Source organism: Paenibacillus antibioticophila (assembly GCF_000455265.1).
In the GTDB taxonomy this organism is placed as follows: domain Bacteria; phylum Bacillota; class Bacilli; order Paenibacillales; family Paenibacillaceae; genus Fontibacillus; species Fontibacillus antibioticophila.
Window position 1 is genome coordinate 2,005,418 of the sequence record NZ_HG005139.1, and the last position, 24,548, is coordinate 2,029,965.

Consider the following 24,548-nt stretch of genomic DNA (forward strand, 5'->3'; position numbering starts at 1 on the left):
AATCTCATAGCGGATAATAATGTGCAGATTGTATGTCAGCTCGTCCGCTTCCGTCCGGATCAGGGAGTTCTCGACCCGGTTAGCTGCGCGGTAGAACTGTTCTGCGGTCACGTCCTTCAGCTGCTCCGGGAAGTGCTGTTGAAGCTCTCCGTAATATCTTGTCCAGAATGCCTGGCTGCGGCCGATGATATTCTCCCAGAAACGGGACTGGGATTCATGAATACCCATCGAGGTTCCCTGGCTCAGCGGCGTGCCTGCCAGCTCAGGAGAGACATTTTGCTCATACAAGGCATGACCGCCTTCATGAAGTGTACTGAACATCGAACTGGTAGGATCATCCTGCAAGTAATGCGTAGTGATCCGAACATCACCCTGGTTCAGAGTAATTTCGAAGGGATGCACCGTTTCATCCAAACGCCCTGCCTCAAAGTCATAGCCAATTTGCTCGAGCAGGAAAAGCCCTATCTTTTCTTGCTGTCCTTTATCATACAGCTGATTCAAGAACGGAGCCTCCGGCTTGTTCGGTGAAGAGGTGATTGCATCCACCAGGGGGACGATTCTGTCACGGAACTGCCCGAATACCTGGTCCAGCTTTTCTACAGTCAAATCGGGCTCGTACATATCCAGGAGCGTATCATAACGGGTATCCTTCGGGCCCCAATAGTCAATAAACTCCTGCGTCAGCTCCACAATTCGGGTCAAGTAGGGTTCAAAGCCTGCGAAATCATTGTTTTCCTTGAAATCAGCCCAAAGGGTCTCCGCATGCGCAGTAGGCTCAACATACTCCTGATACTTCTCCGGAGGAATTTTAACGCTGCGGTCGTATTCTTCTTGAACCAATTCCACCAGTCTGCGGCCTGTCGCATCCAGCTCGCCGAGCACAGTGTCATGGTTAAGATAGCTCAAGTATTGTCCCATTTCAGGCGAGGTTTGAAGCTTGAATGCTTCAGTCGAGAGAAGTCCGATCGTCTCAGATCGTGCTTCGGCTCCCTTTCTCGGCGCACCTGTACGCAAATCCCAGTGCATCAGGCTAACAGCCTCCTGGTAGCTGCTGATTTTACGCAAGAGATCCAGAAATAATTTCCATTGTTCTGCCGTTTCCTGCTTCATGAATACTACCACCTCGGTTTCATGATTTTTCTATTCTTCTTGATGATACTTTTTACAAACCGTATAATCAAATTTTAAGAACACTTATTTGCTTACCCAATTGCCAAAGGTCGCTAACAAAGGACACAAAAAAAAGGAGGAGATTCATTTGAGCCAACTGCACTCAATACTTGATCACAACCAGGAGTTTGTAGCCAATAAGGAGTACGAGTCGTACATTACCGACAAGTTTCCGGAGAAGAAGATGGTCATCGTTACTTGCATGGATACACGGCTGGTGGAACTTCTTCCACGAGCAATGAATTTACGTAATGGAGATGCGAAGATTATCAAGAACGCAGGCGCGGTAATTTCCCAACCCTTCGGTAGTGTTATGCGCAGTCTTCTCGTAGCGATCTATGAACTGAAGGCCGCAGAGGTATTTATTGTTGGTCATACGGGATGCGGGATGGCGGCGCTTAATGCTGACCGGGTCATTCATTCCATGCAGGATCAAGGCATTTCCGATGAGGTGCTTAGCACACTGGAGAACTCGGGCATTAAACTGCACAAATGGCTGCGGGGCTTTGAGAATGAGAAGGAAGGCGTGATTCAAACGGTGAACATCGTGAAGAAGCATCCGCTGCTCCCCCCGAACATTCCTGTGCATGGCCTGCTGATTGATTCAACAACAGGTGCTCTTGAACTGATCATCGATGGAAACAATGCATAAGAAAGCGAAGGTGAACCTCAGCTATGAACTTCAATGAATTGCCGGATCGTCGTGGAACCTTATCATATAAATGGGATCAACGGGAGAAGCTGTTTGGCGGCGAAGATGTCTTGCCGCTTTGGGTAGCCGATATGGACTTCAAATGCTCCCCCGCGATTGTAGAGGCCGTCGTAGCAAGGGCGTCCCAGGGCATCTACGGCTACACGATCAAGAGCAAGGAATATGTGGACGCGATCACAGGATGGTTCCAAGACAGACACCATTGGACGATGGATCCTTCCTGGCTGACGGACTCTCCAGGCGTCGTTCCTTCCTTAAGCATAGCCGTTCGTACTCTTACCTCTCCAGGCGACCAGGTGATTGTAATGTCCCCGGTTTATAATCCTTTTTATGATGTGATCGTGAAAAATGAACGAATCATCGCGGATAGTCCCTTGATCCTCAAGGATGGGCGCTATGAAATGGATTTTGTCGCTTTGGAGAAGCACATGCGTGACGGCGCAAAGCTGCTTCTGCTCTGCAGTCCTCATAATCCCGGAGGACGCGTGTGGACGAAGGAGGAATTGCTTCAGCTTGGAGACCTGTGCCTCAAATACGATGTGCAAGTCGTTGCAGACGAAATTCACTGCGATCTCGTCTTTGACGGCAACACGCACTATCCCTTTGCTTCCTTGTCATCGTCCTTGGCCGAACGGACCGTCACCTGCCTGGCCCCATCGAAGACGTTTAATATTCCCGGATTGCAGACCTCGTTCGTCGCTATTTCCAATCCTGATCTGAAGCGTCTTTTTGATGGAGAGGTGTCCGCTCTGTCTATCGGCTCGGTCAATTTCTTCGGACCTACCGCGACCATCGCCGCTTATACCCAAGGGGAGCCCTGGTTGGAAGCAGTGCTCACCTATGTCAAGGATAATCATGATTATGCGATTCAATATTTAGGCGAGCATGTGCCCAGCCTGACTCCGGTTCCTTCAGAGGGAACCTATCTCCTCTGGGTGGACTGCCGTTCCTTAGGACTTGCCCCCGCCGCATTAAAGCGGTTAATGTACCGGGATGCCAAAATTGCCTTCAACGAGGGTTCGATTTATGGCAAGACCGGCGAGGGCTTCCTCCGCATTAATCTGGCTTGTCCCAGAGATGTGTTGGCCGAAGCGCTCACTCGCTTTACGCAAGCTATCGAGCGTATCGGTTCTTAATGAAATATATAAGTTGAACTACTGAATATTACGTGTTCTAGGGGCAACGTGTGAAGTGTGCTTACGATCGCTGCTGTTCGCGGATTTCTCTAATTGAACGAAAATATTATAAGGTAGAAATCCACTCACAAAGGCGAACGCTTCCGCTTCTTCAGCACACTTCACACTTTTGCCCTTCTACGCAGCTTTAAAGTTCAACTTATATGAACTGAATTCCCTATGCATCGAATGTCTTCCTTCCTCATACATCAATGGTATAGAGGAAGGAGGGATGTCGGTGAATTACGGTCCTACGCTGGAACAGCGGGCCCTATTCTTCGCCGCAATTTGCGGACAGACTTATGTCCAATTCAACAATCCGGACGGCGTCTTCGTCGTTCCGTTTTCCTATCAATTCCACGGTACAATTTTCGCAAAATCTATATCCGGAGCCAAGGAACGGTTTGGCTTCATCTTGGAGTCGTCCGAGGAGATCATTATCGCCTTTCGCGGCACAAGCTCGGCCCAAGACTGGATTTCCGATTTCATCGCCTCTCAAAAGCGTTATCCTTACCTGAAAGGACCCCTGTACACACACAAAGGCTTCACTGACATTTACGCTTCATCCAGAAACAAATTAATTGCCTCGATTCGTAAGCTGCCTACCTCTAAGAAACTGTATATTACAGGTCATAGTCTTGGCGGGGCCTTGGCGACCTTATGCGCCTTGGATCTAGCCGCTAATACCTCTTTCACCTCTATTCAGCTATTTACCTTCGGTTCTCCCAGAGTTGGAGATCCAGCCTTCAGCAAAGCCTGTGCCCAATATTTATCTGACAGTTATCGCATTGCCAATCTGTTTGATATTGTGCCGCTTGCCCCTCCCAACGTTTACAAACCGCCCAGGCAGGAAGAGGTCTACTACTTCAATCATGTAAAATCTCGCTGGATGCTGGAATTCCAGAACGGCTCGGTCAGCCTGAATCATGTGATCAGCAGCTATTATCAAGAGCTTGCCAGGCAAAATCCTGAGTATGCTGCTTATTTAAGCCGCCAGAACCCAGGTTTTTGCCCCCAATAAGAAAAAACATAAATACCCGTTGCTGCTGTACAGCGCCGGGTATTTATGCTTCACTATCCTCGTTATTCAATTGTCTTCTGTCCTCCAACCGTCAACCAATCCATATCCAAGACATGGTGTTCATTGATTTGACATCCGAATTTTCTCGCACTCCTCGTCGGGCGGTACCTCCATGTCCTGCATACAGGGGGTGAGTTCCCGCGTACACGATAGTCACAAGCCGCGCTGTCACGGACGCGTCTTCTCGGGTGAGGCTATCGCCTGTAGTACGCTTCGCTTACCTTTTCCATCGGAATCGCGCTCCTTCTTAGCAAGCTAATTCTTGCATGGAATGGAAAACTCCTACTGCGCATCATCATCGGAACCGCTTGTGAGCAGGTACTTCTGATGATGTCTCTATTCTACCTGCGAATACTTAAAATTTAAAGTTCTGTAAGCGCTCTTAAGCGTGTGTTCTACACTCTCCTCGGACGTGAACGGAGCTCAGCAGGACATTCCATACTTTTCCTCTCTATTTCTAACTTTTTCGAGTATTTTCATATAGGCAAGCAAGGGCTTTTCCGCTTGGAAAAGCCCTTGCTCCATTTAGATAGAGGTGCTCTGAAGCGGTTTCCCCATCTCCAAAAGCTGTTTGTTCCGGGACAAAAGCAGAGACATGACGACCATCAACATCCCTGTTCCAATAAGCAGCCATTCAATCGCAATGACATCCGCAATCGGACCGAATATCAGCATACCGATCGGCATCATCGATGTTGAGATCATGCTGAATATCCCAAAGATTCGGCCAAGATAGCTCTCATCAACCCTCTCCTGTATCATCACGGTTGTCGGCGTATTGAAGAGCGGCACGGCAATCCCGAAAGCGCCCATAAACGCCAAATAGAGCCAAAAGAACGGTGCTATACCGAGGGCAAACGTGCAGACGGCCATGATCAAGCTGGCGAAAGCCATCGTGTGGACTTTATTGCGGAATCCGCCCCAGGAAGCGATGATAGCACCACCGGCCATCATGCCGATTGAGAAGGCGATCTCAATCGCCGTCAGCCGCCATACATCGTCTCCAAATGTCCGGGTGACCTGAAGCGGAGTCAGAAACGATGCCGGAGCCATCAGCACGAAAAAGACGGCAAAGAACAGGAAAAAGGATTTCAAATAGGGATGCTGTTGAATATAGGTCAACCCTTGTTTGAAATCGGCAAGATAGCTCGTTGTTTGCTCGGCAGCCGCCTTTACGTGTACCGGAATTTTAAAGAACAAAAGCAAGGTCAGAATAGCAATCGCTGCTGTAATCACATCAATGAAGAAGATCGCTTCGAGTGTAGCCATGGTAAGCAATGCTGCGCTGGCCATAGGAGCCACAAACATCATTACCGCTTGCAAGGTCCCGTTTATGCCGTTGACTTGTGTGAGCTTGTCGGAAGGCACGATCTGCGGCAATATGGCTCCAACTGCAGGAGACTGGATTCCGGCACCAACCGCCCGGATCGCTGCCATCACGAATAACAGCCAGATCTCCTTGTATCCTAGCAGGAAAACAATCGCAAGAATGAATGTCGCAAAGGCTATCATGCCATCTGCCATAATGATTAGCCTTTTTCGGTTATAACGGTCCGCCCATACGCCAGCAACTGGAGATAACAAAAAGGTTGGAATGAACCCGCATACAATGTATAAGGTCATCATCAGACCAGACTCGGTAGTGAGGGTGATGTACCACATGATCGCGTATTGCACAAGTGAAGATCCGAATAGCGAAATCGTTTGGCTGCTTAAAAACAGGATAATATTCCTTTTCCAATTCTCCATAAAAACCCCCAATATTGTTTATTGAATATACTGTTTATATAGTACACTATTATTCAAGCTATAACAATCCAAACGAAGAAAATTAGAATAATACTAGTTTAGCCCTCCTTAGCGGACTCCGCCATTCTCCTCAAACGGAGCTCGATACCGTCCAGAATCAATTCGAGTCCAAAGTCGAATTCCTGATCCAGGTCCTCCATACCGTTGTCATCTGAGGAATTATCGCCGGACATCAGCAACGGATGCAAATTCGGGAATTGTTCCTCGCTTGCAAGCTCTTTAAGAATATGGCCATAATCCTCCCCTGTAAATTCGCTAAAGCTCTTTCCCGTCTGAAACGTCCTGGACATATCGACCAATAATTGTCCGCACGCTCTGGCGTAATTGCTCAAGAGCAGGATAATGCCTGTCTTGAAGTTCGGACTGATCTCGAAGCCGCTGAGTCCCTGAAGCGTCCAATCCACGATCCGCAGCGTATTCGGCGTAATCGGAACCGCCGAAATTGGAATATCGGTGATCCAAGGGTGGTTCCGAAAGACAGATATGGTGCTCCACACAAAATATTTCATGTTATCACGCCAATCCGCCGAGTCTATGTGTTCCGGCGGTTTCAATTCATACACGGCCTCCTGCATGAGCAACAGAAGATCGTCCTTGCTGGGTATATAACGGTATAAGGACATAGCGGTGTGACCGAGCGAGGCTGCTACCCGGCTCATGGAAACCGCGGCTAAACCATCTTCATCGGCGATGGCAATTGCACTGTCCACGATTTTCTGGATGCTGAGCTCCCGTTTTGGCCCGCGCTGCGGCTCTTTTACCAATCCCCAAGCAATAGCAACTCCATGAGGCATCTTACTTAAGGCCGTGTTCAGCTGTTCATTGTCTTCCTTTGACATAGTTGAACGTCCCACTTCCCTCTCGATTTACTGTGTATTATCTAAACAGTATATCACAGCATAAAGCCTGCAGACCAAGTATCCGTCAGATACAGAGCTGCAGGCTGGTAATATGACGCTTTAATATTATGGACCCTTTATTGTTTGACTTCGTTCGCTCCGGTCACTTTTCCATCAATCTTCGCGGAGTTTTTTACATCATCACTGGAGAAATACAGATTGCCGTCAATGGTTGCCGTAGCATCCAGGTGAAAGCCTGCTGCTTCAACATAAACATCTCCTTTGACAGTGCCTCCCTGAATCAGAAGATTTTCACTCTTCACCGTTAACTTAGGCACACTCAGGGTATAGCTGTCCGTGATGTTATGGTCTGCATCCTGAGCATACAGGGCAATTTTACGATAAATATCTCCGTCTGCTGCCCCCTTGTCGTGGAAGGTCCCGGCCACAGTTACCTCCTGCTCGATCGCCAGATCATTCAGCGTCGCGATGATCCAGGTCCCTTGCTCACTAACCGCATTTACGAATGCATCAGGCTGGTTCACGATCGATGGGGTTGTCATGGCATCTGCATTTCCGTTTCCATTATTACCGGCATTCGTGTTGCCGTTATTTGTTGTTCCTGTATTTCCGGTATTTGTATTGCCGGTATTTGTATTGCCGGTATTGTCATTATTCGCATTATTTCCACAGCCGGCCAATAAGGCAATTACCATTCCCCCAACCAATAAGCTCTTAGCAATCTTCACAGTTGTTTCCTCCTCGACAATGTTGAATTTGGTTTGCAGCCGAATATCTTTACGAAACTTTCCATCTGCTGCCGCGTTTAGAAAGATATCCGCACTCCGAATGGACATAGTCTTTCCTGCGTCCGGTTTGGATATTCCATTCGGATAATCATTACCCTTTCCAGGAAGGAAGAATCGATTCCATGAAAATTAACGCGCCAAAAGCTCTAAGAATCGGCGGAATTACGGTTACAATCTTGCTGTTCACTGCGATTCTGGTTCTCCTCGGCTATGCTTACACTCATTATTACTCTGTGCGCGTATTCTATCTGGATCAGGATAAGTATGCCCTTGATCATACTGAGAGCGGCAAGTCTCTGTATACATCATCCTCGGGTCCTGAGGTTCTGGTTCAAGAAGCGGGAGACAACCGCGAGCTCTCAATCAACGGGAAGGCCTTCTCGATCATTTACGAGAAGGCCTTGAGTGGACTTGCATATGAGGTTCGTTATCCCGAGGGTACGTCGTATCGGGTAACCCGTCAAGGAGATATGTTCCTGGCTCTCAATGAACAAGGAGATTTTATTCCCGAGTTCACAGTGGAGATGAACGGCACCCGAGTGCTTTCTCCCGGAGAAGAGCGATATTTTCCCTCTGCTCTGGTTATCGCGGCGTATCCCGAATTCCACGCTACGCAAGGAAGCTTCGGCATTTTGGTACTGTCCGTTGCTTTGTTTATGTTTGGCTGGTGTACTTTCCGATATGAAAAGTTCCAGCGGATCCTGTTCTGGGCTTCGCTCCGCTGGATTTGGTTCGAGCAGCCCGAGCCTAGCGACTTTTATTTCTTCACGTCCAAAATCAGCGGGATCGTCATCATGCTTGGCTCCATCGCGGTCGCCTTTCAATCTTTGTAGCTGCTCCTCTAACCGATACTAACCTTGGCGGCAGAGGCGGAAGCCGCAACATCCCCGTACCAGAGCAGCTGCATTTCTTCATTCTGCTCAAGCAGATCATTCAGCGTCCCTTCCGCTTCAATCCGGCCATCCTTCATCACGATGATATGATCCGCTCTGGTAAGCGCCGCTCTCCGATGCGAAACTGCGATGCAGGTTACATCTTGTTCATGGAACAAGCCTTCCCACACCAACTGCTCGGTTTCCACGTCCAAAGCACAGGACAGATCGTCAAAAATATAGAGATCGGCGCTCGCCATCAACATTCTGGCCGTTGCAGCTCGCTGAATCTGTCCGCCAGACAGCATAACGCCCCTTGGTCCGACATAAGTCTCAAGCCCCTTCTCCAAATCCGAAACATCCTTCTCCATAACGGCAAGCCGCAAGGAACGATTCAATCTCCCCTCGCCTCCCCGGCTTCTGCCTTGCACAATGTTCTCTCTTAACGTATCACTGAACAAACGCGGAACCTGAGGAGTATATGCCGCTCTCGGCGGAATCATGAAGGAAGCAGGATCGATTTCCCGGCCATTCCATAGGATCTGCCCCTCCTGCTTCGGCAAAAGCCCCAGCAGGGTGCGCACCAATGTCGACTTCCCTGATCCGATCCGTCCAGTAATGACCACAAATTGCCCCTTCTTCAAGCTGAGGCTGATATCCGCAATCCCATGCTCGCTGTCAGGATAACGATAGGTCAACTGCCGAACCTCCAGGGAACGAAGCTGCTGCTTCGGATCCCCTTGAATTTCGGAAAGCTCCGGAGGCTCGGCATTGAGGTAAGTCTCACGGAAATCCATGATCCGGTCCTCTTCCCCCGGTTGAAACAAGGTTCGCATCCGGTCATATGGAACTTTAAGGCGTTTATGTTGATAGACCATATATCCGAACAAGGAAATACCGTAACCGATGTTAACCAAATACGTGTTAAACAGGGCGAAATCCCCCACGGTGAAGGCGCCTGACCTCATCTCGGCCGCGCACATCAGCAGGATTAAACCGGTGGATATGCTGATAATGTTTTGACTGATCGACTGCATCCATTGCTTGAACAAATTGTCCTTCAGCGCGGCTTGCCGCCGTTCTTCATTCAGCTTGGCAAATCTTTTATGCACGTGGTTCTCCGACTGGCCCAGCTTCAAGGCCTGCACCGCTCCAAAGCTCTCCGCAATGAAGCTCGTGATCCGGCCTGTCGCTTCCCGGTTCTTCTGCCCGTATTTGCGTGCCCGATTCCCCGTCAAATTGTTCAACAAAGTAACCACAACAAGCGGAAGCACGGCGACCAGTGTAATTTTCCAATTGATCGAAGCCATAATGGCAATGGACACCAGGGAAAACACAAGTCTTCCCCAGAAATCCACCCAGGATTCCACGTAATCGACAACCTCATTGACATCGTCCCGGAAGCGGCTCATGGCCTCGCCCGGTGAGGCTGGCAAGTTTCGCCCCGGCCAGCGCATGATTCCTGCCAGCATATTGGTGCGCAAAATCGCCTGTATATGGTAGATATAAGTCACCCATTGATAAAAAGCGGTAAAGAAGGTGCCTACCCGGAACAATCTGGCAACCGCGATGAAAATCAGCGGCACAGCCAGCCACAGGTAATCGGCTTGTTGATCGGCTGCACGGTCAAAGAACCACTGCATGCCAATTCCGATAACGAGCGGAACCGTATGAAAGATGCACCACAATAATCCATTGATAAAAAAGAGAAACGGCGTAAACCGAAACAATCGCCGTATAAAACCCGATACCGTCATGCCAGCTCCTCCTCCCGTCCGGTCATCAGCAGTCTGGCATAATGAGAGCCCGGATCCTCTGCCAGCGCCGTCCGCTCTCCGAATTCCAACATGCGTCCGTTCCCGAGCACCATGATTTTGTCGACCTGCTCCAGCGTTGCCAGCCGGTGAGCAATAATTACGCCTGTGGAGCGGCTCATCAGTTGGTCTACAGCTCCTTGCAGCAGCGATTCCGTTGCCGCATCCAATCTCGAGGACGGTTCGTCCAGGATAACTAGACTGGGCTCTGTCAGAAATACCCGGGTCAAAGCAAACAGCTGCGCTTCACCAGCCGACAATGAAGATCCTCCCGAGCTTAAATGCGTATCTAGCCCTTCAGGCTGCGCGTCGATCCAATGGCGCAGTCCAAGCCGTTCTGTCGTCTCCAGAATTTCCGCATCCGTGATTTCCCCATTAAACAGGGTCAGATTATCGCGAAGGGAGCCGTCGAACAGCTGGACATCCTGCGTCACCATGCCAACCCTGCGGTACAGCGCAGGCAGCTTCATGCTCGTAATGTCAATTCCGCCTACCCGAATGACGCCGCTGTCGATATTATACAGGCGAAGCAGCACCCGGCTGAGACTGGACTTTCCGCTGCCGGTCCTGCCAATGATACCCAGCCGTTCTCCCGGCTCTACCCGGAAAGTAATGTTCTGGAGCACAGGCTTCTCTTCCGTGTAGCTGAAATTAACGTTATCAAATTCCAGCTCCAGAGCACCTTCAGGCAGCACATCTTCCTCCCCGCCCGCAATGTCGCTGTGCAGTGACAGCAGCTCCCGGGAACGAAGCATGCCCGATTTAGCCTTTTGAAATTCCTGAACCTGATCCCCCAACTGCTCAATCGGATCATTCAGCATCTGCGTGTACTGATAGATGAGAAACAAGGTGCCGAGGCTGATCTCCCCTGCAAAATAATACCGGACACCGAGCAGCAGCACTGCCGTCACCGCAAGCGCAAACAAGACTACGGTCGTGTTCCACGGAATCACCCGCATCATCCACGCTCGCCGGCCCTTCAGAAATACGGTGCGCATCAGCTTGAAATACCGGTTCATAACATAGCCCACGTTGCCGTTCCCTTGAACATCCTCGATGCCCGCAATGCGTTCTTCAATCAGTCCGAACAATGAAGCGCTCGCCTCGCGCTCCTGCTTGGAGGAATTAACCCCCCAATTGCGGATCACGACCATAAAGAGAATCGACAGCAGTGTAAATAGGGTCATGACCAATGCGATCGGAACATTGACCGTAAACATAAAGCCAAGGATTCCCGTTAAGAGCACAAAGCTCCCGATGACTTGCACAATGAACATCGCAAAGAAATTCGATACGCTCGTCACATCACCATCGATCCGTTCGATCATCTCTCCCGGTGTTTTTTCATTGTGAAACTTCATGTCCAGCCGGAGGCAATGCAGAAGCAGATCGCCGCGAAGCCGATTCGTTGCCCTCCATGAGACGTCATTGCCAAGGTAGCTGACTGCTACCGCAATTAACTGATTGGAAAAGGCCACAACCAGAAACAGGCCGGCAAGAAAGAGCAGGCGTTCAAGCGTCCCGCCTTCCGCTGCAGTGTCAATAAATCGCTGGACCACTTGCGGATTGAACAGCTGCATACCGGTGGATGCAAGAAGCAGAACAAGCAGCAAGAGCAGCCGCCACTTGACCGGACTTAAGTATTTCATCAGCCATGCCATTGATATTTTTTCTTTTTTGGGCACAGTGCCCACCCCCATCCGCAAACCAAAGATGCATTTGTAATAATTGAAAGGCTATAATTACCATTTTACATGAATATGGGCCGCAGCCAAGTGAAAGAACGATTATAATCATTCCTTATGCCGCTTCAATTCGCATGCAATCGCTTAGACAGGCTTGCTCTCCAGCTGTCTGACAATTCCTCTACAGCCAGAATGGTACGAATGGCTTCCTGATTCTCCTTGTCAATGTACTTGATTCGGTTTGCGAAAGAGACGGTAACCCCCAACGGATGGCGCTGTTCCAGGATCAAACTGTCCGCCCATGAAACCATACCCTCTCTGAGCACGCGAAAATAAAAACCGGTAAAGCCGGTCTCCTGCACCTTCAGCGGCATGTCCTGAGCTCCGTAACGTGCCGCCAGCTTGTAGCAAGGCTGCCGGGGCTGGCTTATCTGCACTACAGCTTCGCCAAGCAAATAAATGTCTCCGATGCTCACTTCGGTCTCCAGAAGGCCCTTGGTCGTCAGGTTTTCTCCGAAAGCACCCATTTCCAGCCTTGTTGTGAGCTCGCCTTCCCAATAAGGATAATGCTCGTATGGATATACACATACCGCCTTGTCTCTGCCGCCGTGATTGACCAGATCCGCCTGCTCATCCCCGTCAAGATTGCAATGGGACAGGAAGATGGCATCCGTGACCGGAAGCTTCTTGATTGCCGACGCAACCTCTCTATTGTTATACATAAGCGGGGCAGGCTTGCCCGTGTTTAACGATAGGATCTCAGCAGATTTCATCACTGTCTTTAACCTCCTTGTCAACATTAAAAATCAGGAAGGCTCGAATCGCCCCTGTAAGTTTGTCTTCATGCTCCTTCGACAGCCACTTCTGCGGAATCCGCACATGCTTGCAGGCACTCCCTTGCAAGTAGCTGTATATAATCTGTGCTTCATCAATTTCGTCACGGGTAGGCCCTTCAGTAGAGAATGTCGCCCGCTCATGAAGTCGGGTTTTGAGCAGGGATCGGATCTCAGCTGGAGACGTAGGCGTCTCAAGCTCCTGAGCATGGTAAACGCCGCTCCACAGCATCTTGTTTCTATGGATCAAAAACAGCTTGTACAATTCAGCATCCAGTGGCTCCAGACAAAGAATTGCATGATCCTCCTTCATAAATTCAATCACTTGATTCTTGCGCTGTAATGGAATAAGCAGGTTCAGGCGGTCCCTGAATTTCACAGCACCTTCAAAATCATATCTTTCTGCAGCTTCCTGCATCATTTGTTCCATATCCCGTATTAATTGCTGATCTTCACCGCTAAAAAAGGCATGAATCCTGTCGATAATCCTTTCATACTCCTCCCGGGCTGCGTCATCCACGCACATCCCGATACATTTTCCAAGGGAGTAATTCAGACAGGGCTTGCCGGAGGGCGAAGTCTGATTGCAATCGATCCGGAAGCTGTCCAGAATCCCTTGGATCGCTTCCTCTATTCGATGAATGCTTGAAGTATAAGGTCCGAAGCTTATCCCCCCCTCCCATTCCTCCGGATGATGTGTGACTCGGATACGTCGCCGCTCTTCCCCGGGTTGAATCACGATATAGGTATAAACAAGTGTATTTTTCATTTTTTTATTGTAGACAGGTTTATATTTATGAATGTAACTGCACTCTAGCAGAAGCGCTTCGAACTCCGTATCCGTCGGGTGAATCTCCAGATCCTTAATCTGAGAGACCATCCGTCTTACTTTGTTGGAATGGGCTTCCGAGAGATGAAAATAAGATTGAACCCGCTGTTTTAAATTTTTGGATTTCCCGACATAAATAATTCCTCCCGCTGCATCCTTCATAAAATAGACCCCCGGTACAGCAGGAAGCAGAGCCAGCTTGTCCTTTAACATTCCGGATTCCTCCTCTTCATCTCTTTGCAGACCACAGATAATACAAGGCCATATTTCAGTCTAACTAATCTCTTTTGATAAGGATAGATGCTTTTTACAGATTTTCAATACAAAAAAGATCCCGGCAGAGTGCGAAGGGTCTGCGCAGGACCTGGACATCAGGAACGGAAGCGCCATCAGCGAGCAAAATACATCGAATTCGCCGTATGGGGCAGGTTGGCCATATGATGTTGATTTACCGAAGCCAGATGTGTATTTGCAGGAAAGCAATCCAGCGGCGGGCCAAGAATCACCGATTGCTTCAGTGGAGCGACCGCTCTCTCGTATTCCTCCTCATTGATACAATAGGCCTGTTTAAAGACCTCTTTAGGCGTACAGCGCAGAAAGTCCGATGCGTATACAATGTCCGGTGTAGGCTCATCAAAAATCGCCAAGATATGGGCTTGCTCAGATTGAGTGATGATCCAGTGGAACCATCCTTTAGGAAGAATAGCTACCTGTCCCGGCTTCAGGCAATAGGTCATCAACCGTTGCTGAAAGGGATTAAAGACGGAAGTGATCACTTCTCCATGGATGACAAAGATCATTTCGCTCGCATTCGTATGCCAATGCGGATTCACCATTACGCCTTTTGTTAGATGAATATTGAAGAAACCGGTTCGGATCGCTGGCAGTTGTTCGCCGAACAATTGTGTAATGTAGTTATGCGGGTCTCGTTTATAATTCAAGACGACATTGGAATCACCGGCCAGTTGAAGATTATTCGATTGCATGAGGTAACCTGTCAAAGCTGTATTCCCCCTCCATAGGTATGTGTCTATCCAATGTATGTCAGATAGAGCCCATACGTTACGGAGAAGGATTCATCCTACATCAGGATCTCTTCCACTACAATGCCGCGTTCTACTGATAAATCTACAAATCGTTCATTTACCTGCACCAGCGGACGGAAGTAGTCGGTCGGATTATTCCATACGATTCGCGCCGTCTCTCCATTGCTGAGCTTTGCCTGCTTCCCGACGAAATGGGGGAGCAATTGTCGGGTCAGTGCCTGAACCGCCCGCTCGCTCAGTTCTCCAAAGCCCAGATCGTATACTTTCTTGAGCACCGTGAGCAGACCTGGCTTCCCGTTGACCCGATCCGTGGCCGTCAGGTCTACATATCTGTTTGCAACTGCCACGATTTTGGAATAAGGATGGATATCATCGGCATTCAGCCCTTGCGGGTAGCCGGTTCCGTCCTCCCGCTCGTGATGCTGAAGCGCTACCAATGCCGGAGCGATATCCGGCATGGAGTCCCTGATAATTTCATAGCCATAACGGGTATGCCGCTGCAACTCGTCTTTCTGGGCGGGGTTCATTTCCTTCGTTTGATTGCGAAGCTCCTGGCCTACCTTACTCTTGCCAATATCATGAAGACATCCGGCTTTGCCAATCTGGAAGCATTCCTCCCGGCTATAGCCGAGCCACGATGCCAGGTAATAGGACAGAAGACCCACCTGGAGGGAGTGGTTATAAATATTCACGTCTTCCTCACTGAACATAATCATCAGGGAGACCACATCCTTGCTGCGATCAAACATTTCAACCATCGGCTTAAGACGCTCATCCACCATATTCTGGTTGATTTTGCCTGTTGTCAGCGCCTCCAAAAAAATGGCCTGGAACCCCTTTACCGTACGGTCGTAATCTGCCTTGAGCCGCTGCATGAACTGCTCGCGGTTCAACCCTGTGAAGGAATCTTGTTCCTCCCGCTCAAAAATATCTGCGTAATCTATGCTGTGGCGGATTAGGAGCGCAATTTCTTCCTTATGTATACTTGTGCCTGCAGGCAGGACATGCAGTCCCGCACGGTTAAAAATATCCGATCTGAGCCTGTCTCCTTCGCGAAGGTCCATCACATGTGTCTTCATCCTGTTTCCCTCCTTCATTCAACTAACTTAAATATCGTTCATTTGTCCTCTTTATTGAATAGTTCAAAAGTAGGCTCTTCAACGACAGAATAATTTTTCCATCTAAAGCCATTCTATATATTATTCTGTGCATCTAACTCATCAGAAAGGAGCCACAGCGATGCCATTCCGACGGAAAACGCCACTGCCTAAACAAAGAAAAGCCGCTAATTCCTCATCTTCTCCGCAGAGCCAAGACTATGGCACGGATTTGGAATCCCGTCTGCATTGGCTTGAGAACGAATTTGAGAATTGTGCGGATATTATTATCCGCAGGTTTACAATAAGCACCGGCAATGATTGCGCCATTATATATATCCGCAACATGATCAATCAACTGACCGTACAAAATTCAATTATTCGAAGCTTGCAGCGGGAAGCCGCCGAGCTGAAAGAGTACAATATTTACGAATTTCTGTTTGATGCAAGAGGGCTAACCGCCTCCCAGAACGATGTAATTAGCGACTTGAAGCTGGGAATGGACGCCGTGCTTCAATCCGGAGTATTGCTATTGATTGATGGCGATGAGCGCATGCTCACATTTAATATCTCGGATTATCCAACCCGCTCCATCGAAGAAGCTCCTAATGAGTCGGTTATTCGTGGTCCCCGAGAATCATTTATTGAGGATTTGGAGAAAAATTTGACCTTCCTGCGAAGACGGATTAAGAGCAATCAATTAAAGATTGAGTTCAAAACTTTAGGCAGATTAACAAACACTTCGATTGCAATTGCCTATATTGAGGGCATCTGCAAGCCTGAATTAGTGAAAGAAATAAAGAGACGCATGGCTCATATAGATACGGACAGTATCGATGGAGCGACCAGCATTGAGGAAATCATCGAGGACAACCCCTACTCGCCCTTTCCTCAGCTGCAATATACGGAACGGCCGGATGTGGCATCCGGATCCATACTTGAAGGTAGAGTTGCGATCTTGGTGGACGGGACGCCCATGGCTTTGCTCGCACCTGTAACCCTGCCCATGCTGTTGCAATCTGCCGAGGATTATTATCAACGATATGTCGCCGCGAACTGGATCCGCTGGATTCGATTCATTTTTGTTGTGGTGTCCCTGCTCCTGCCATCCCTTTATATCGCAGTCACTACATTTCATCCCGAGATGATCCCATCCAAGCTTCTAATCACCATCGCAGCGGCTCGGGAAAATGTGCCTTTTCCGGCTTTAATGGAGGCCTTCATGATGGAAATAGCTTTCGAAGCGCTGCGCGAGGCCTCTGTTCGTATTCCGAAGTCAATCGGACAAGCGGTATCGATTATCGGTGCATTAATTATCGGAACAGCAGCTGTTGAAGCAGGAATCGTGTCTGCCGCGATGGTCATTATCGTTTCCTTGACAGGCATCGCATCCTTCATCATTCCGCACTTTGACTTGGGGTTATCCTTCAGACTTCTGCGGTTTCCGATCATGCTGCTTGCCTCTGTATTGGGCATGTACGGCATTGCCTGCGGATTGATACTGGTCTTCGTCCATCTCGTCCATTTGAAATCGTTCGGAGTACCTTACATGTCACCGATAGCTCCACTCGTTATCAAGGATCTCAACGACACTCTGGTTCGTGCGCCTCGGTGGAAGATGGACAAACGACCGCTTCAATTAACACGCAATACTACGAGGCAAGCCAACCATGCACGAGCATGGACAAAGCAGAAGGGAGAATTGGAATGAGCTTTCTTAACAAACAGCGAAGGTTCCTGGCTATAGTCCTGCTTATTCTGCTTCTGTTTACAGGTGTCGGAGGATGCTGGTCCTCCATGGAACTGAATACCCGGGCTTTTATTCAATCCGTGTTGATTGATCGGACTGAAGACGGTCAAATTCAACTCTATGTTGGCGTTCCCCTGCCCAATCGCATGGTACCTGGACAAGCAGGCGGAAGCGGCCCTCAAACAGCCGAGCCGTTCACCTTTGTAGGGAAAAAGGCCGAGAACATCTCTCAGGCGTTTCGCTTAATTCAGGTCGATATCTCCAGGAGTCTCTCATTTGGACAGACTAGAGTCATTGTTGTTGGCAGGAGAATGGCAGAGCACGGTATCGACGAGATCATCGAATTCGTCAACCGGCAGCCTGCCTTCCGTTTAAGCGCCAATTTGTATGTCACAAGGAACAATGTTGACGAGATTATGAAAATCCCTCTAGTGTTCGAACGATTTTTGTCCGATATCCTCAAGCGTTATGTGAGTACGCATGTTACTCTCGATACCACGGTCAAGGATTTTAAACTTGCCAAATATAAAGGCGGCGATATCCTCACCCCGCTGCTTGTCTTCGGCAAAGCATCCGAGATCAGTGCGGAGAATCCAAAGAAGAATATGTGGATGGGTTCCGGAGGCGCCGCAATTTTCAGCGGCGGAAAGATGTCCGGCATTACGCTGAACCGGAAGGAAATGCAGGGAGCTCTCTGGATCAGCTCACAGCTAAAAACATCCATTATTACTATCCGTTCTCCAACCGATGGCAAAGAGATCAGTTGCACAACGGAAGGAGTAAGCACCAGCATTAAGCCCATCATCAAGAATGGACAAATCTCCTTCAAGATCAAGAGTAAAGCCAAGGCCCATGTCCTGTCCTCGATGTCTGACATTGATTTTAAGGATCCTGAGGTCATTCTTCAGGTCGAAAAAATTCTCGATAAAGACACGGAAAGAAGATTACGGCTTGTCATCGATAAGACACGTCAAGCCCAATCCGACTCCTTTCTTATGAGTCAGTATCTGGACTGGAGATATCCAAAAGCATGGAATTCCATTAAGGATCGGTGGAAATCCTATTATGCGACCGAATTACCGATCGAAATCGATGTAAGTATCCGGTTAAATCGAACTGGCGGCGTTTATCGCTCTATTAAGCAGGAAACCGAGAAAATTAAGTGAAAAAGGGAGGGTTACCATGGTCGGAGTAACGATTATATTTTTAATTGCAATCGGGTTCAATTGGCGATTACAAGTTAAGGATGATGTTAGGCGCAAGGACAGAGTCATCGTTATTATCGTATCTGTCGGATTGTTTCTACTAGCAGAGCTATTCTTCTTCTATCAGGATCAATGGACCATTCCTATGCTATTAAGAAAAGCTTCAAATATGCTGTAATGATAAATTTCCCGGGGCAAGCCAAGGATTGGAGGTCAGGATCATGAATACGAAGGTCACTAATATGTCCGTCTTTTCCCTGTTCAATTTATACAGCTTTACGACGATTATTGCGTTCATGCTTTGCCTTCTGCTCGACGGCAGCGCCTTTTCTACTCCGGCAGCAACGATAGCGGGAGCGATTCTGGGCTGTATGATGGCTTATCCTGCCTATAAAGTGGGCATGTCCAGACCTGGAGAGTTTTTGGGGAATTACGGCCATGAGCTGGTGGGGAAAATCCCGCATTACACCTTTATGATTTATTTTTTGATTGTAAATCTGATTATTACGACCATTGATTTAAGACAGCTCTCTGATTTTCTATTGGCCGAATACTTGAACGGGACGCCCGGCTGGGCAATTGTGTTTATTTTTATGATCTGCTTAGCGTATGTGGTATATTGCGGGATCGAGACGATTTTTCTTGTCGCTCAAGGCATCTTTCTGATCAACGCGTTGATCTTCCTGATCATTCCATTTTTTGCCTATCAGGAGCTTGAAATGGAAATGTTCAATGCTTTCGTAACCCATCTTCAACTAAAGGATTTCAGCTTTGGAATGATCAAGATCATCTTGATGTTCGGTCAATTAGGATTTCTGTTCCTGCTGTTCCCTTACTTGAAAAAACCGGAAAAGACATTCCGCACCTTTGTGTTTACCGCATGCAGTGCGACCGTAATCTTATTGGCCCACGTTATTTCCGTGCTTCTAACCTTTGGACCCGAGCTTGCCGCAAATTTGATGTATCCCGCAATGGACCTGGTTCGTTTTGTCCGGGTGGGCTCGTTCATTGAGACCTTTGATCCCATTCTAATCATTCTGTTTCTAACAAGCGTATTTGTGAAAATATCCTTCAACCTGTTTTTATGTGTACTGTGCTTGAGTCATATTACGGGTGTAAAGGAGTGCAAATCCTTTGCCCTGCCTGTATCTGCTTTCGTTGGGGCCTACTCGCTTGTCGTTATCCAAACCCAGCCTGAGCTGGTTGACTTCCTTGAATATGAATTCATATTCATCCTGGTGGTTGCCGAATTTCTGATCCCTTGGCTCTATTGGATTATGCTGCTGATCCGAACGCATATGCGCAAAGCAAAGCCCGCCGGCTAAACGCCAGCGGGCTTACTGAACAGTTTAAGGTGCAGGTGGAGTGGAGGTGGAGGTGCTTCCTGTGATCGATTGAAGATCAATGAATGGAGTGGCTCCTCCGGTAACAGACGGGAGACGTCCATCCCATTTCTCCAAAGCCTTTTCCTGAACTTCGATTTGCTTCAGTTGAACCAGCTCAGGCGTAACCTCTTGCTTCTTCAGCTTGAGCGCAGCCGCTTCCGCTTCTGCCTGGGCGATCGTCTGTTGGGCTTCGATCTCGATCCGCTTCAGATCGTTACTGGCCTTCAATGCCTGCTGCTGAGCAACCTGCTTGGCTTCGATCGACTGATTGAAGGCATCGGAGAATTTGAAATTCACGATATTCACTTCGTTCACGATCAAGTCGTATTTGGCCAGACGATTGGTCAAATGCTCACTGATCTCACCGGCTACAAGATCACGTTTAGCGATCAAATCCTCCGCCTGATAACGGGCCGTCACTTCCTTCACAATCTCTTGAATTGCAGGATTAATAATGACCGCATCATAATTGCTGCCGACATTGTTCATCAGTTCGAAAGCCGATTCCTTGTTCACGGAGAAGTTTACCGCCACATGGGTGGATACGGGCTGCAGATCCTTCGAGGATGCCGTTGCATCGGTTTCCGATTTCGTCACCTGTGTATTAACCTGAATAACATTTTGAACAAATGGAATCTTTAAATGAAGGCCGGGTGCCAACACACTACTGTGCAGCTTACCGAATGTCTTATACAACCCTACATGCCCGTATTCCACTTGAGCCACACTGCTCGCGCCAACAATCAACAATAATACTACCAGCACTGCCGTAGTCGTTAATCCCCTCATATTCCGCACTTTCTTAGGTGATTGGTTTACTGTCTCCATCCTGCTCTCCCCCATATCGTTCTGTTAGTAAGGCCATGTTTGGCAATCTTATCAGTAATACGGGAAAAGCAAGTATTGGTCGCAAAAAATTCTAATTACATTTGCCGGGACAACCATGCCCGGTCCTGATTCCATTCCACATGAACCGGAATCTCAAAGAAAGAGGATAACACCTCGCTATTTAACATATCTCTCGTATCTCCCTGCTTGAAAATCTGACCCCGGCGGAGCAGTAATGTCTTGGAGAATAGAGGCAGAATCTCCTCCGTATGGTGGGTAACATACATCATATGAGGCGAATCCGGCAGAGCGCCAAGCTCGGCAATACTGTCCAGCAGCCCTTCTCTGGAGATAAAATCAAGCCCGTTCGCCGCTTCATCCAGAATCAACAGCTTCGGGTTAGCCATCAAAGCCCGGGCAATCAGCAGCTTCTGTTGTTCTCCCTGGGAGCAGGTCTGATACGTTCTGTCCCATAAATGGCCGCACCGTAATTGAACCATTAATTGTCTGGCCCGGTCAAAATCCTCGGGCTCCGGCTGCTCATAAATGCCAATCGACGCATACTTGCCGCTAACAACCAGCCGCTGAGCCGTCTCTCCCCCATGAATTCTCGCTTGAAGAGAAGAGCTGACCCAGCCAATGGATTTACGCAGCTCGCGGAGATCGACCTCTCCGTACTTTTCACCTAGCACTCGTATTTGTCCGGTTGACGGCCAGATATACCCGCAGATCAGATTCAGCAGCGTGGTCTTCCCGGATCCGTTCAATCCAAAGACCGCCCAATGCTCCCCGTCCTCCGCCTTCCAGCTCATATCGCTTAAGACCTCTTTGCCTTCCCGTCTCCAGCTTACCTGCTCCAGCTCTACATAATTGCTCATCACCATCTGCCTCCTTAGGAATTCAATACACCGAATTGAGCCTGATGCAGTCGGCTGTAATGGCCGCCGGCCCCTAACAGGTCTTCATGTCTTCCCTGTTCGGAAATTCCTTCTTCAGAGACAACCACAATTCGGTCTGCATTCTTGATCGTCGCCAGACGGTGAGCGATCACAAGCGTTGTGCGGCCTTCGGACAGCTCAGCCAGCGACTTCTGAATCGCCAGCTCTGTCTCGGTATCCAGTGCAGAAGTCGCTTCATCCAGAATCAGGATCGGCGGATTCTTGAGGAACATTCGAGCGATAGCTAGGCGTTGCTTCTGCCCGCCGGACAGCTTCACACCGCGCTCCCCGATCACCGTCTCCAACCCTTCCGGCTGAGCCAGAATGAATTCCTCGAGCTTGGCGCGGCGTGCCGCCTCCCAAATCTCCTCTTCGTCAGCATCAAGCTTGCCGTAAGAAATATTTTCACGAATGGAACCCGAGAATAAGTACACATCCTGCTGCACAATCCCGATATTACGGCGAAGTGATGATAGCGTCATCTTCCGGATATCGGTTCCGTCAATGGAGATCGATCCGTCATTAGGTTCATAAAACCTCGGAAGCAAGCTGCACAGGGTCGTCTTCCCGGCTCCAGAAGGTCCGACAAAGGCGACGGTCTCACCGGCCCGAAGCCTTAGTGAGATATCACTCAGCACATTGGCCTCGCCGTCATATCCAAAGCTCACGCGGTCGAATACGATATCCCCCTTCAGCCAGCCCGCATCAACTGCATCCGCTTGATCCGTTACATCAGGAGCTGTATCCATAATCTCGAGATAACGCTTGAAGCCCGCTATACCCTTCGGATAGCTCTCGATAATTGCATTAATCTTCTCGATCGGGCGCGTGAATACGTTAGCAAGCAGCAAGAATCCGATAAACTCGCCGTAGGACAGCTCACCGCGAATGACGAACCAGGTTCCGCATACCATAACAAACAAGGATACCAGACGCATCATCATATAATTGATCGACATACTTCCCGCCATAATCTTATAGGCTTGAAGCTTTGTCGTGCGGTACTTTCCATTATTCTCTGCGAATTGCTTCTTCTCGTGTTCTTCGTTGGCAAAAGCTTGGACGACGCGGATTCCACCGATATTCTCCTCAACCCTTGCATTGAAATCAGCCAGGGCCCCAAACAATCCCCGGTAGGTCTTCGTCATCTTGCCATTATAATGAAGTGCTACCCATACAAGCACAGGAACCACGAGGAAGGTCAATACCGCAAGCTTCCAGTGAATGGACAACATTAACAGGAAGGATCCAATCAGCGTCATGAACGCAATAAAGACGTCCTCGGGCCCATGGTGGGCAACCTCGCCAATATTATCCAGGTCATTCGAGATTCGGGACATCAGGTGGCCTGTCTTATTATTGTCATAAAAGCGAAAGGACAGCTTCTGCAGATGACCAAACATTTTTCTGCGCATCCGGGTCTCGATATTGACACCCAGCATATGCCCCCAGTAAGTCACGATGTAATTCAATGCCGTATTCAAGACATAAACACCCAGCAATGCGGCGCTTGCAAGAATAATCAGATTCCAATCCTTCCCCGGGAGAAGCTTGTCTACGAATTGATTGACCGCGATCGGAAATCCCAGCTCCAGAAGTCCGGCAATGACCGCACAGCTGAAATCCAGAATGAACAGATTTTTATAAGGCTTATAATATGAAAAAAAACGGCGTAACATCCATGTCTCTCCTATCTGCTCTATTTATCTAATGCTGAACACAGTAACATAATTATAACATTTTTCAAAGGCCAAAATTGAATTAAATCAATATTGTTGGCATGGTCATGGCGAAATAAGGTACAATAACAAGCGAATCGGTTTCCCTTCCCGGAAGCCGCTTGAGACACGGAAACCCGTTTACGCATGGAAGGATGGAAGACAAGAATGTATGTAGCAAACGATTGGAAAGATTACGAGGTTATCGATACCGGCAATGGAGAAAAGCCGGAGCGCTGGGGCGATGTAGTGCTTCGCCGTCCGGATCCGCAGATTATCTGGCCGATCCAGGATGAGAATGCCAAATGGCGTGACGTGCATGGCCATTATCACCGCAGCTCTTCAGGCGGCGGACAATGGGAAATGAAAAAATCTCTTCCGGATCGCTGGAGCATCTCTTACGACCGGCTTAAATTCCACATTAAACCGACCAATTTCAAGCATACCGGATTGTTCCCGGAGCAGGCGGCGAACTGGCGCTGGATGATGGACAAGATAGCATCCGCAGGCCGTCCGATTCAAGTTCTTAACCTGTTCGCTTACACCGGAGGAGCGACCGTAGCAGCCGCATCTGCCGGCGCATCCGTTGTACACGTCGATGCAGCCAAGGGCATGGTGCAGTGGGCCAAGGAAAATCTCGCCCTATCAGATCTTGCTGATCGCCCTGTCCGCTTCATTACCGATGATGTATTCAAATTCGTGCAGCGGGAGCAGCGCCGCGGCAATAAATACGATGCCATCATTATGGATCCGCCATCCTATGGAAGAGGACCGGGCGGTGAAATGTGGAAGCTGGAGACGAGCCTGTACCCCTTCGTCGACTCCTGCATGTCCATACTCTCGGACAATCCGCTGTTCTTCCTGATTAATTCCTATACGACAGGCATCTCACCTACGGTGCTTCATAATATATTGTCCATGACCGTCAAACAGCGCTGCGGCGGTACGATCTC

General features: G+C 48.9%; 22 protein-coding genes. 9 read left to right on the forward strand and 13 right to left on the reverse strand.

The features are described 5' to 3' along the window. Nucleotides 1-1,110, reverse strand: a 1,110-nt coding sequence (locus TX85_RS09190; RefSeq protein ID WP_044478805.1) for a carboxypeptidase M32, incomplete at its 3' end; no start/stop codon positions are given. Between the two features lie 148 nt (nt 1,111-1,258). On the opposite strand from TX85_RS09190, the gene TX85_RS09195 reads away from it, so the two are divergent. The 3 genes from TX85_RS09195 (at nt 1,259) to TX85_RS09205 (ending at nt 4,078) form a co-directional block, all read left to right on the forward strand. Continuing rightward, a complete protein-coding gene (locus TX85_RS09195) occupies nt 1,259-1,822 on the forward strand; it encodes a beta-class carbonic anhydrase (RefSeq protein WP_044478806.1) in 564 nt (187 codons plus the stop codon). Between the two features lie 23 nt (nt 1,823-1,845). Continuing rightward, entirely contained in the window at nt 1,846-3,018 is a 1,173-nt protein-coding gene (locus TX85_RS09200; RefSeq protein ID WP_044478808.1) for a MalY/PatB family protein, read from the forward strand. Between the two features lie 271 nt (nt 3,019-3,289). Then, nucleotides 3,290-4,078, forward strand: a complete 789-nt coding sequence (locus tag TX85_RS09205) for a lipase family protein (protein WP_044478809.1) — start codon at nt 3,290-3,292, stop codon at nt 4,076-4,078. A gap of 585 nt (nt 4,079-4,663) precedes the next feature. Here TX85_RS09205 and TX85_RS09210 read toward each other — a convergent pair. From TX85_RS09210 to TX85_RS09220, 3 genes are all read right to left on the reverse strand, one after another. After that, complete coding sequence (locus TX85_RS09210; RefSeq protein ID WP_044478811.1) at nt 4,664-5,887, reverse strand: MFS transporter; 1,224 nt, start codon at nt 5,885-5,887, stop codon at nt 4,664-4,666. Between the two features lie 98 nt (nt 5,888-5,985). Further along, entirely contained in the window at nt 5,986-6,786 is an 801-nt protein-coding gene (locus tag TX85_RS09215; protein WP_044478812.1) for a TetR/AcrR family transcriptional regulator, read from the reverse strand. A gap of 137 nt (nt 6,787-6,923) precedes the next feature. Further along, nucleotides 6,924-7,535, reverse strand: coding sequence for a polymer-forming cytoskeletal protein (locus TX85_RS09220; RefSeq protein ID WP_049894956.1), 612 nt, complete (start codon nt 7,533-7,535; stop codon nt 6,924-6,926). A gap of 182 nt (nt 7,536-7,717) precedes the next feature. Here TX85_RS09220 and TX85_RS09225 point away from each other — a divergent pair, with 182 nt between their 5' ends. Continuing rightward, entirely contained in the window at nt 7,718-8,428 is a 711-nt protein-coding gene (locus TX85_RS09225; protein ID WP_044478814.1) for a hypothetical protein, read from the forward strand. Between the two features lie 8 nt (nt 8,429-8,436). On the opposite strand, the gene TX85_RS09230 is transcribed toward TX85_RS09225, so the two are convergent. The 6 genes from TX85_RS09230 to TX85_RS09255 form a co-directional block, all read right to left on the reverse strand. Beyond that, nucleotides 8,437-10,224, reverse strand: coding sequence for an ABC transporter ATP-binding protein (locus TX85_RS09230; RefSeq protein WP_044478815.1), 1,788 nt, complete (start codon nt 10,222-10,224; stop codon nt 8,437-8,439). Further along, the gene (locus TX85_RS09235) at nt 10,221-11,942 is read right to left on the reverse strand and encodes an ABC transporter ATP-binding protein (protein WP_233500670.1); all 1,722 of its coding nucleotides are present in this window, start codon (nt 11,940-11,942) and stop codon (nt 10,221-10,223) included. The genes TX85_RS09230 and TX85_RS09235 overlap by 4 nt, the downstream gene beginning before the upstream one ends. Nucleotides 11,943-12,091: 149 nt before the next feature. Further along, nucleotides 12,092-12,739, reverse strand: a complete 648-nt coding sequence (locus TX85_RS09240; protein WP_044478818.1) for an MOSC domain-containing protein — start codon at nt 12,737-12,739, stop codon at nt 12,092-12,094. After that, nucleotides 12,726-13,841 carry a GIY-YIG nuclease family protein gene (locus tag TX85_RS09245; RefSeq protein WP_044478819.1) on the reverse strand — a complete coding sequence of 372 codons (1,116 nt, stop codon included), beginning with the start codon at nt 13,839-13,841 and terminating at the stop codon, nt 12,726-12,728. Before TX85_RS09245 ends, TX85_RS09240 begins: the two co-directional genes overlap by 14 nt. A 176-nt stretch (nt 13,842-14,017) precedes the next feature. Continuing rightward, entirely contained in the window at nt 14,018-14,629 is a 612-nt protein-coding gene (locus TX85_RS09250; RefSeq protein WP_233500671.1) for a cupin domain-containing protein, read from the reverse strand. An 80-nt stretch (nt 14,630-14,709) separates the two neighbouring features. Then, the gene (locus TX85_RS09255; RefSeq protein ID WP_044478820.1) at nt 14,710-15,753 is read right to left on the reverse strand and encodes an HD-GYP domain-containing protein; all 1,044 of its coding nucleotides are present in this window, start codon (nt 15,751-15,753) and stop codon (nt 14,710-14,712) included. A 160-nt stretch (nt 15,754-15,913) separates the two neighbouring features. Here TX85_RS09255 and TX85_RS09260 point away from each other — a divergent pair, with 160 nt between their 5' ends. Genes TX85_RS09260 through TX85_RS09275 form a run of 4 tightly spaced genes read left to right on the forward strand, consistent with a single transcriptional unit; the run spans nt 15,914 to nt 20,051 of the window. Next, nucleotides 15,914-17,482: a spore germination protein gene (locus TX85_RS09260; protein ID WP_044478822.1), complete on the forward strand. Its 1,569-nt coding sequence runs from the start codon at nt 15,914-15,916 to the stop codon at nt 17,480-17,482. Beyond that, nucleotides 17,479-18,687: a Ger(x)C family spore germination protein gene (locus tag TX85_RS09265; RefSeq protein WP_044478823.1), complete on the forward strand. Its 1,209-nt coding sequence runs from the start codon at nt 17,479-17,481 to the stop codon at nt 18,685-18,687. Before TX85_RS09260 ends, TX85_RS09265 begins: the two co-directional genes overlap by 4 nt. 16 nt (nt 18,688-18,703) lie before the next feature. Next, a complete protein-coding gene (locus TX85_RS09270; RefSeq protein WP_044478824.1) occupies nt 18,704-18,904 on the forward strand; it encodes a hypothetical protein in 201 nt (66 codons plus the stop codon). Nucleotides 18,905-18,947: 43 nt separating this feature from the next. Next, on the forward strand, nt 18,948-20,051 hold the full coding sequence (locus tag TX85_RS09275) for a GerAB/ArcD/ProY family transporter (protein ID WP_044478825.1): 1,104 nt from the start codon (nt 18,948-18,950) through the stop codon (nt 20,049-20,051). Nucleotides 20,052-20,075: 24 nt separating this feature from the next. Here TX85_RS09275 and TX85_RS09280 read toward each other — a convergent pair whose 3' ends face one another. The 3 genes from TX85_RS09280 to TX85_RS09290 form a co-directional block, all read right to left on the reverse strand. Then, entirely contained in the window at nt 20,076-20,939 is an 864-nt protein-coding gene (locus TX85_RS09280; RefSeq protein WP_044478826.1) for a prohibitin family protein, read from the reverse strand. 95 nt (nt 20,940-21,034) lie between these two features. Further along, complete coding sequence (locus TX85_RS09285; protein ID WP_044478828.1) at nt 21,035-21,817, reverse strand: ABC transporter ATP-binding protein; 783 nt, start codon at nt 21,815-21,817, stop codon at nt 21,035-21,037. A 14-nt stretch (nt 21,818-21,831) separates the two neighbouring features. Beyond that, nucleotides 21,832-23,556 (reverse strand): ABC transporter ATP-binding protein, encoded by a 1,725-nt coding sequence (locus TX85_RS09290; protein WP_044478830.1) that lies wholly within the window; start codon nt 23,554-23,556, stop codon nt 21,832-21,834. A gap of 207 nt (nt 23,557-23,763) precedes the next feature. Here TX85_RS09290 and TX85_RS09295 point away from each other — a divergent pair. Next, nucleotides 23,764-24,548 (forward strand): class I SAM-dependent methyltransferase (locus TX85_RS09295; protein ID WP_044479941.1); only part of this gene is annotated, 785 nt, incomplete at its 3' end.

Bases quoted from the DNA above. Each gene is read 5' to 3' on its own strand.
- TX85_RS09200 (WP_044478808.1), top strand. From the start codon at position 1,846: ATGAACTTCAATGAATTGCCGGATCGTCGTGGAACCTTATCATATAAA.
- TX85_RS09205 (WP_044478809.1), top strand. From the start codon at position 3,290: ATGTCGGTGAATTACGGTCCTACGCTGGAACAGCGGGCCCTATTCTTC.
- TX85_RS09210 (WP_044478811.1), bottom strand. From the start codon at position 5,887: ATGGAGAATTGGAAAAGGAATATTATCCTGTTTTTAAGCAGCCAAACG.
- TX85_RS09215 (WP_044478812.1), bottom strand. From the start codon at position 6,786: ATGTCAAAGGAAGACAATGAACAGCTGAACACGGCCTTAAGTAAGATG.
- TX85_RS09225 (WP_044478814.1), top strand. From the start codon at position 7,718: ATGAAAATTAACGCGCCAAAAGCTCTAAGAATCGGCGGAATTACGGTT.
- TX85_RS09230 (WP_044478815.1), bottom strand. From the start codon at position 10,224: ATGACGGTATCGGGTTTTATACGGCGATTGTTTCGGTTTACGCCGTTT.
- TX85_RS09235 (WP_233500670.1), bottom strand. From the start codon at position 11,942: ATGGCATGGCTGATGAAATACTTAAGTCCGGTCAAGTGGCGGCTGCTC.
- TX85_RS09240 (WP_044478818.1), bottom strand. From the start codon at position 12,739: ATGAAATCTGCTGAGATCCTATCGTTAAACACGGGCAAGCCTGCCCCG.
- TX85_RS09245 (WP_044478819.1), bottom strand. From the start codon at position 13,841: ATGTTAAAGGACAAGCTGGCTCTGCTTCCTGCTGTACCGGGGGTCTAT.
- TX85_RS09255 (WP_044478820.1), bottom strand. From the start codon at position 15,753: ATGAAGACACATGTGATGGACCTTCGCGAAGGAGACAGGCTCAGATCG.
- TX85_RS09260 (WP_044478822.1), top strand. From the start codon at position 15,914: ATGCCATTCCGACGGAAAACGCCACTGCCTAAACAAAGAAAAGCCGCT.
- TX85_RS09265 (WP_044478823.1), top strand. From the start codon at position 17,479: ATGAGCTTTCTTAACAAACAGCGAAGGTTCCTGGCTATAGTCCTGCTT.
- TX85_RS09270 (WP_044478824.1), top strand. From the start codon at position 18,704: ATGGTCGGAGTAACGATTATATTTTTAATTGCAATCGGGTTCAATTGG.
- TX85_RS09275 (WP_044478825.1), top strand. From the start codon at position 18,948: ATGAATACGAAGGTCACTAATATGTCCGTCTTTTCCCTGTTCAATTTA.
- TX85_RS09280 (WP_044478826.1), bottom strand. From the start codon at position 20,939: ATGGAGACAGTAAACCAATCACCTAAGAAAGTGCGGAATATGAGGGGA.
- TX85_RS09285 (WP_044478828.1), bottom strand. From the start codon at position 21,817: ATGAGCAATTATGTAGAGCTGGAGCAGGTAAGCTGGAGACGGGAAGGC.
- TX85_RS09290 (WP_044478830.1), bottom strand. From the start codon at position 23,556: ATGTTACGCCGTTTTTTTTCATATTATAAGCCTTATAAAAATCTGTTC.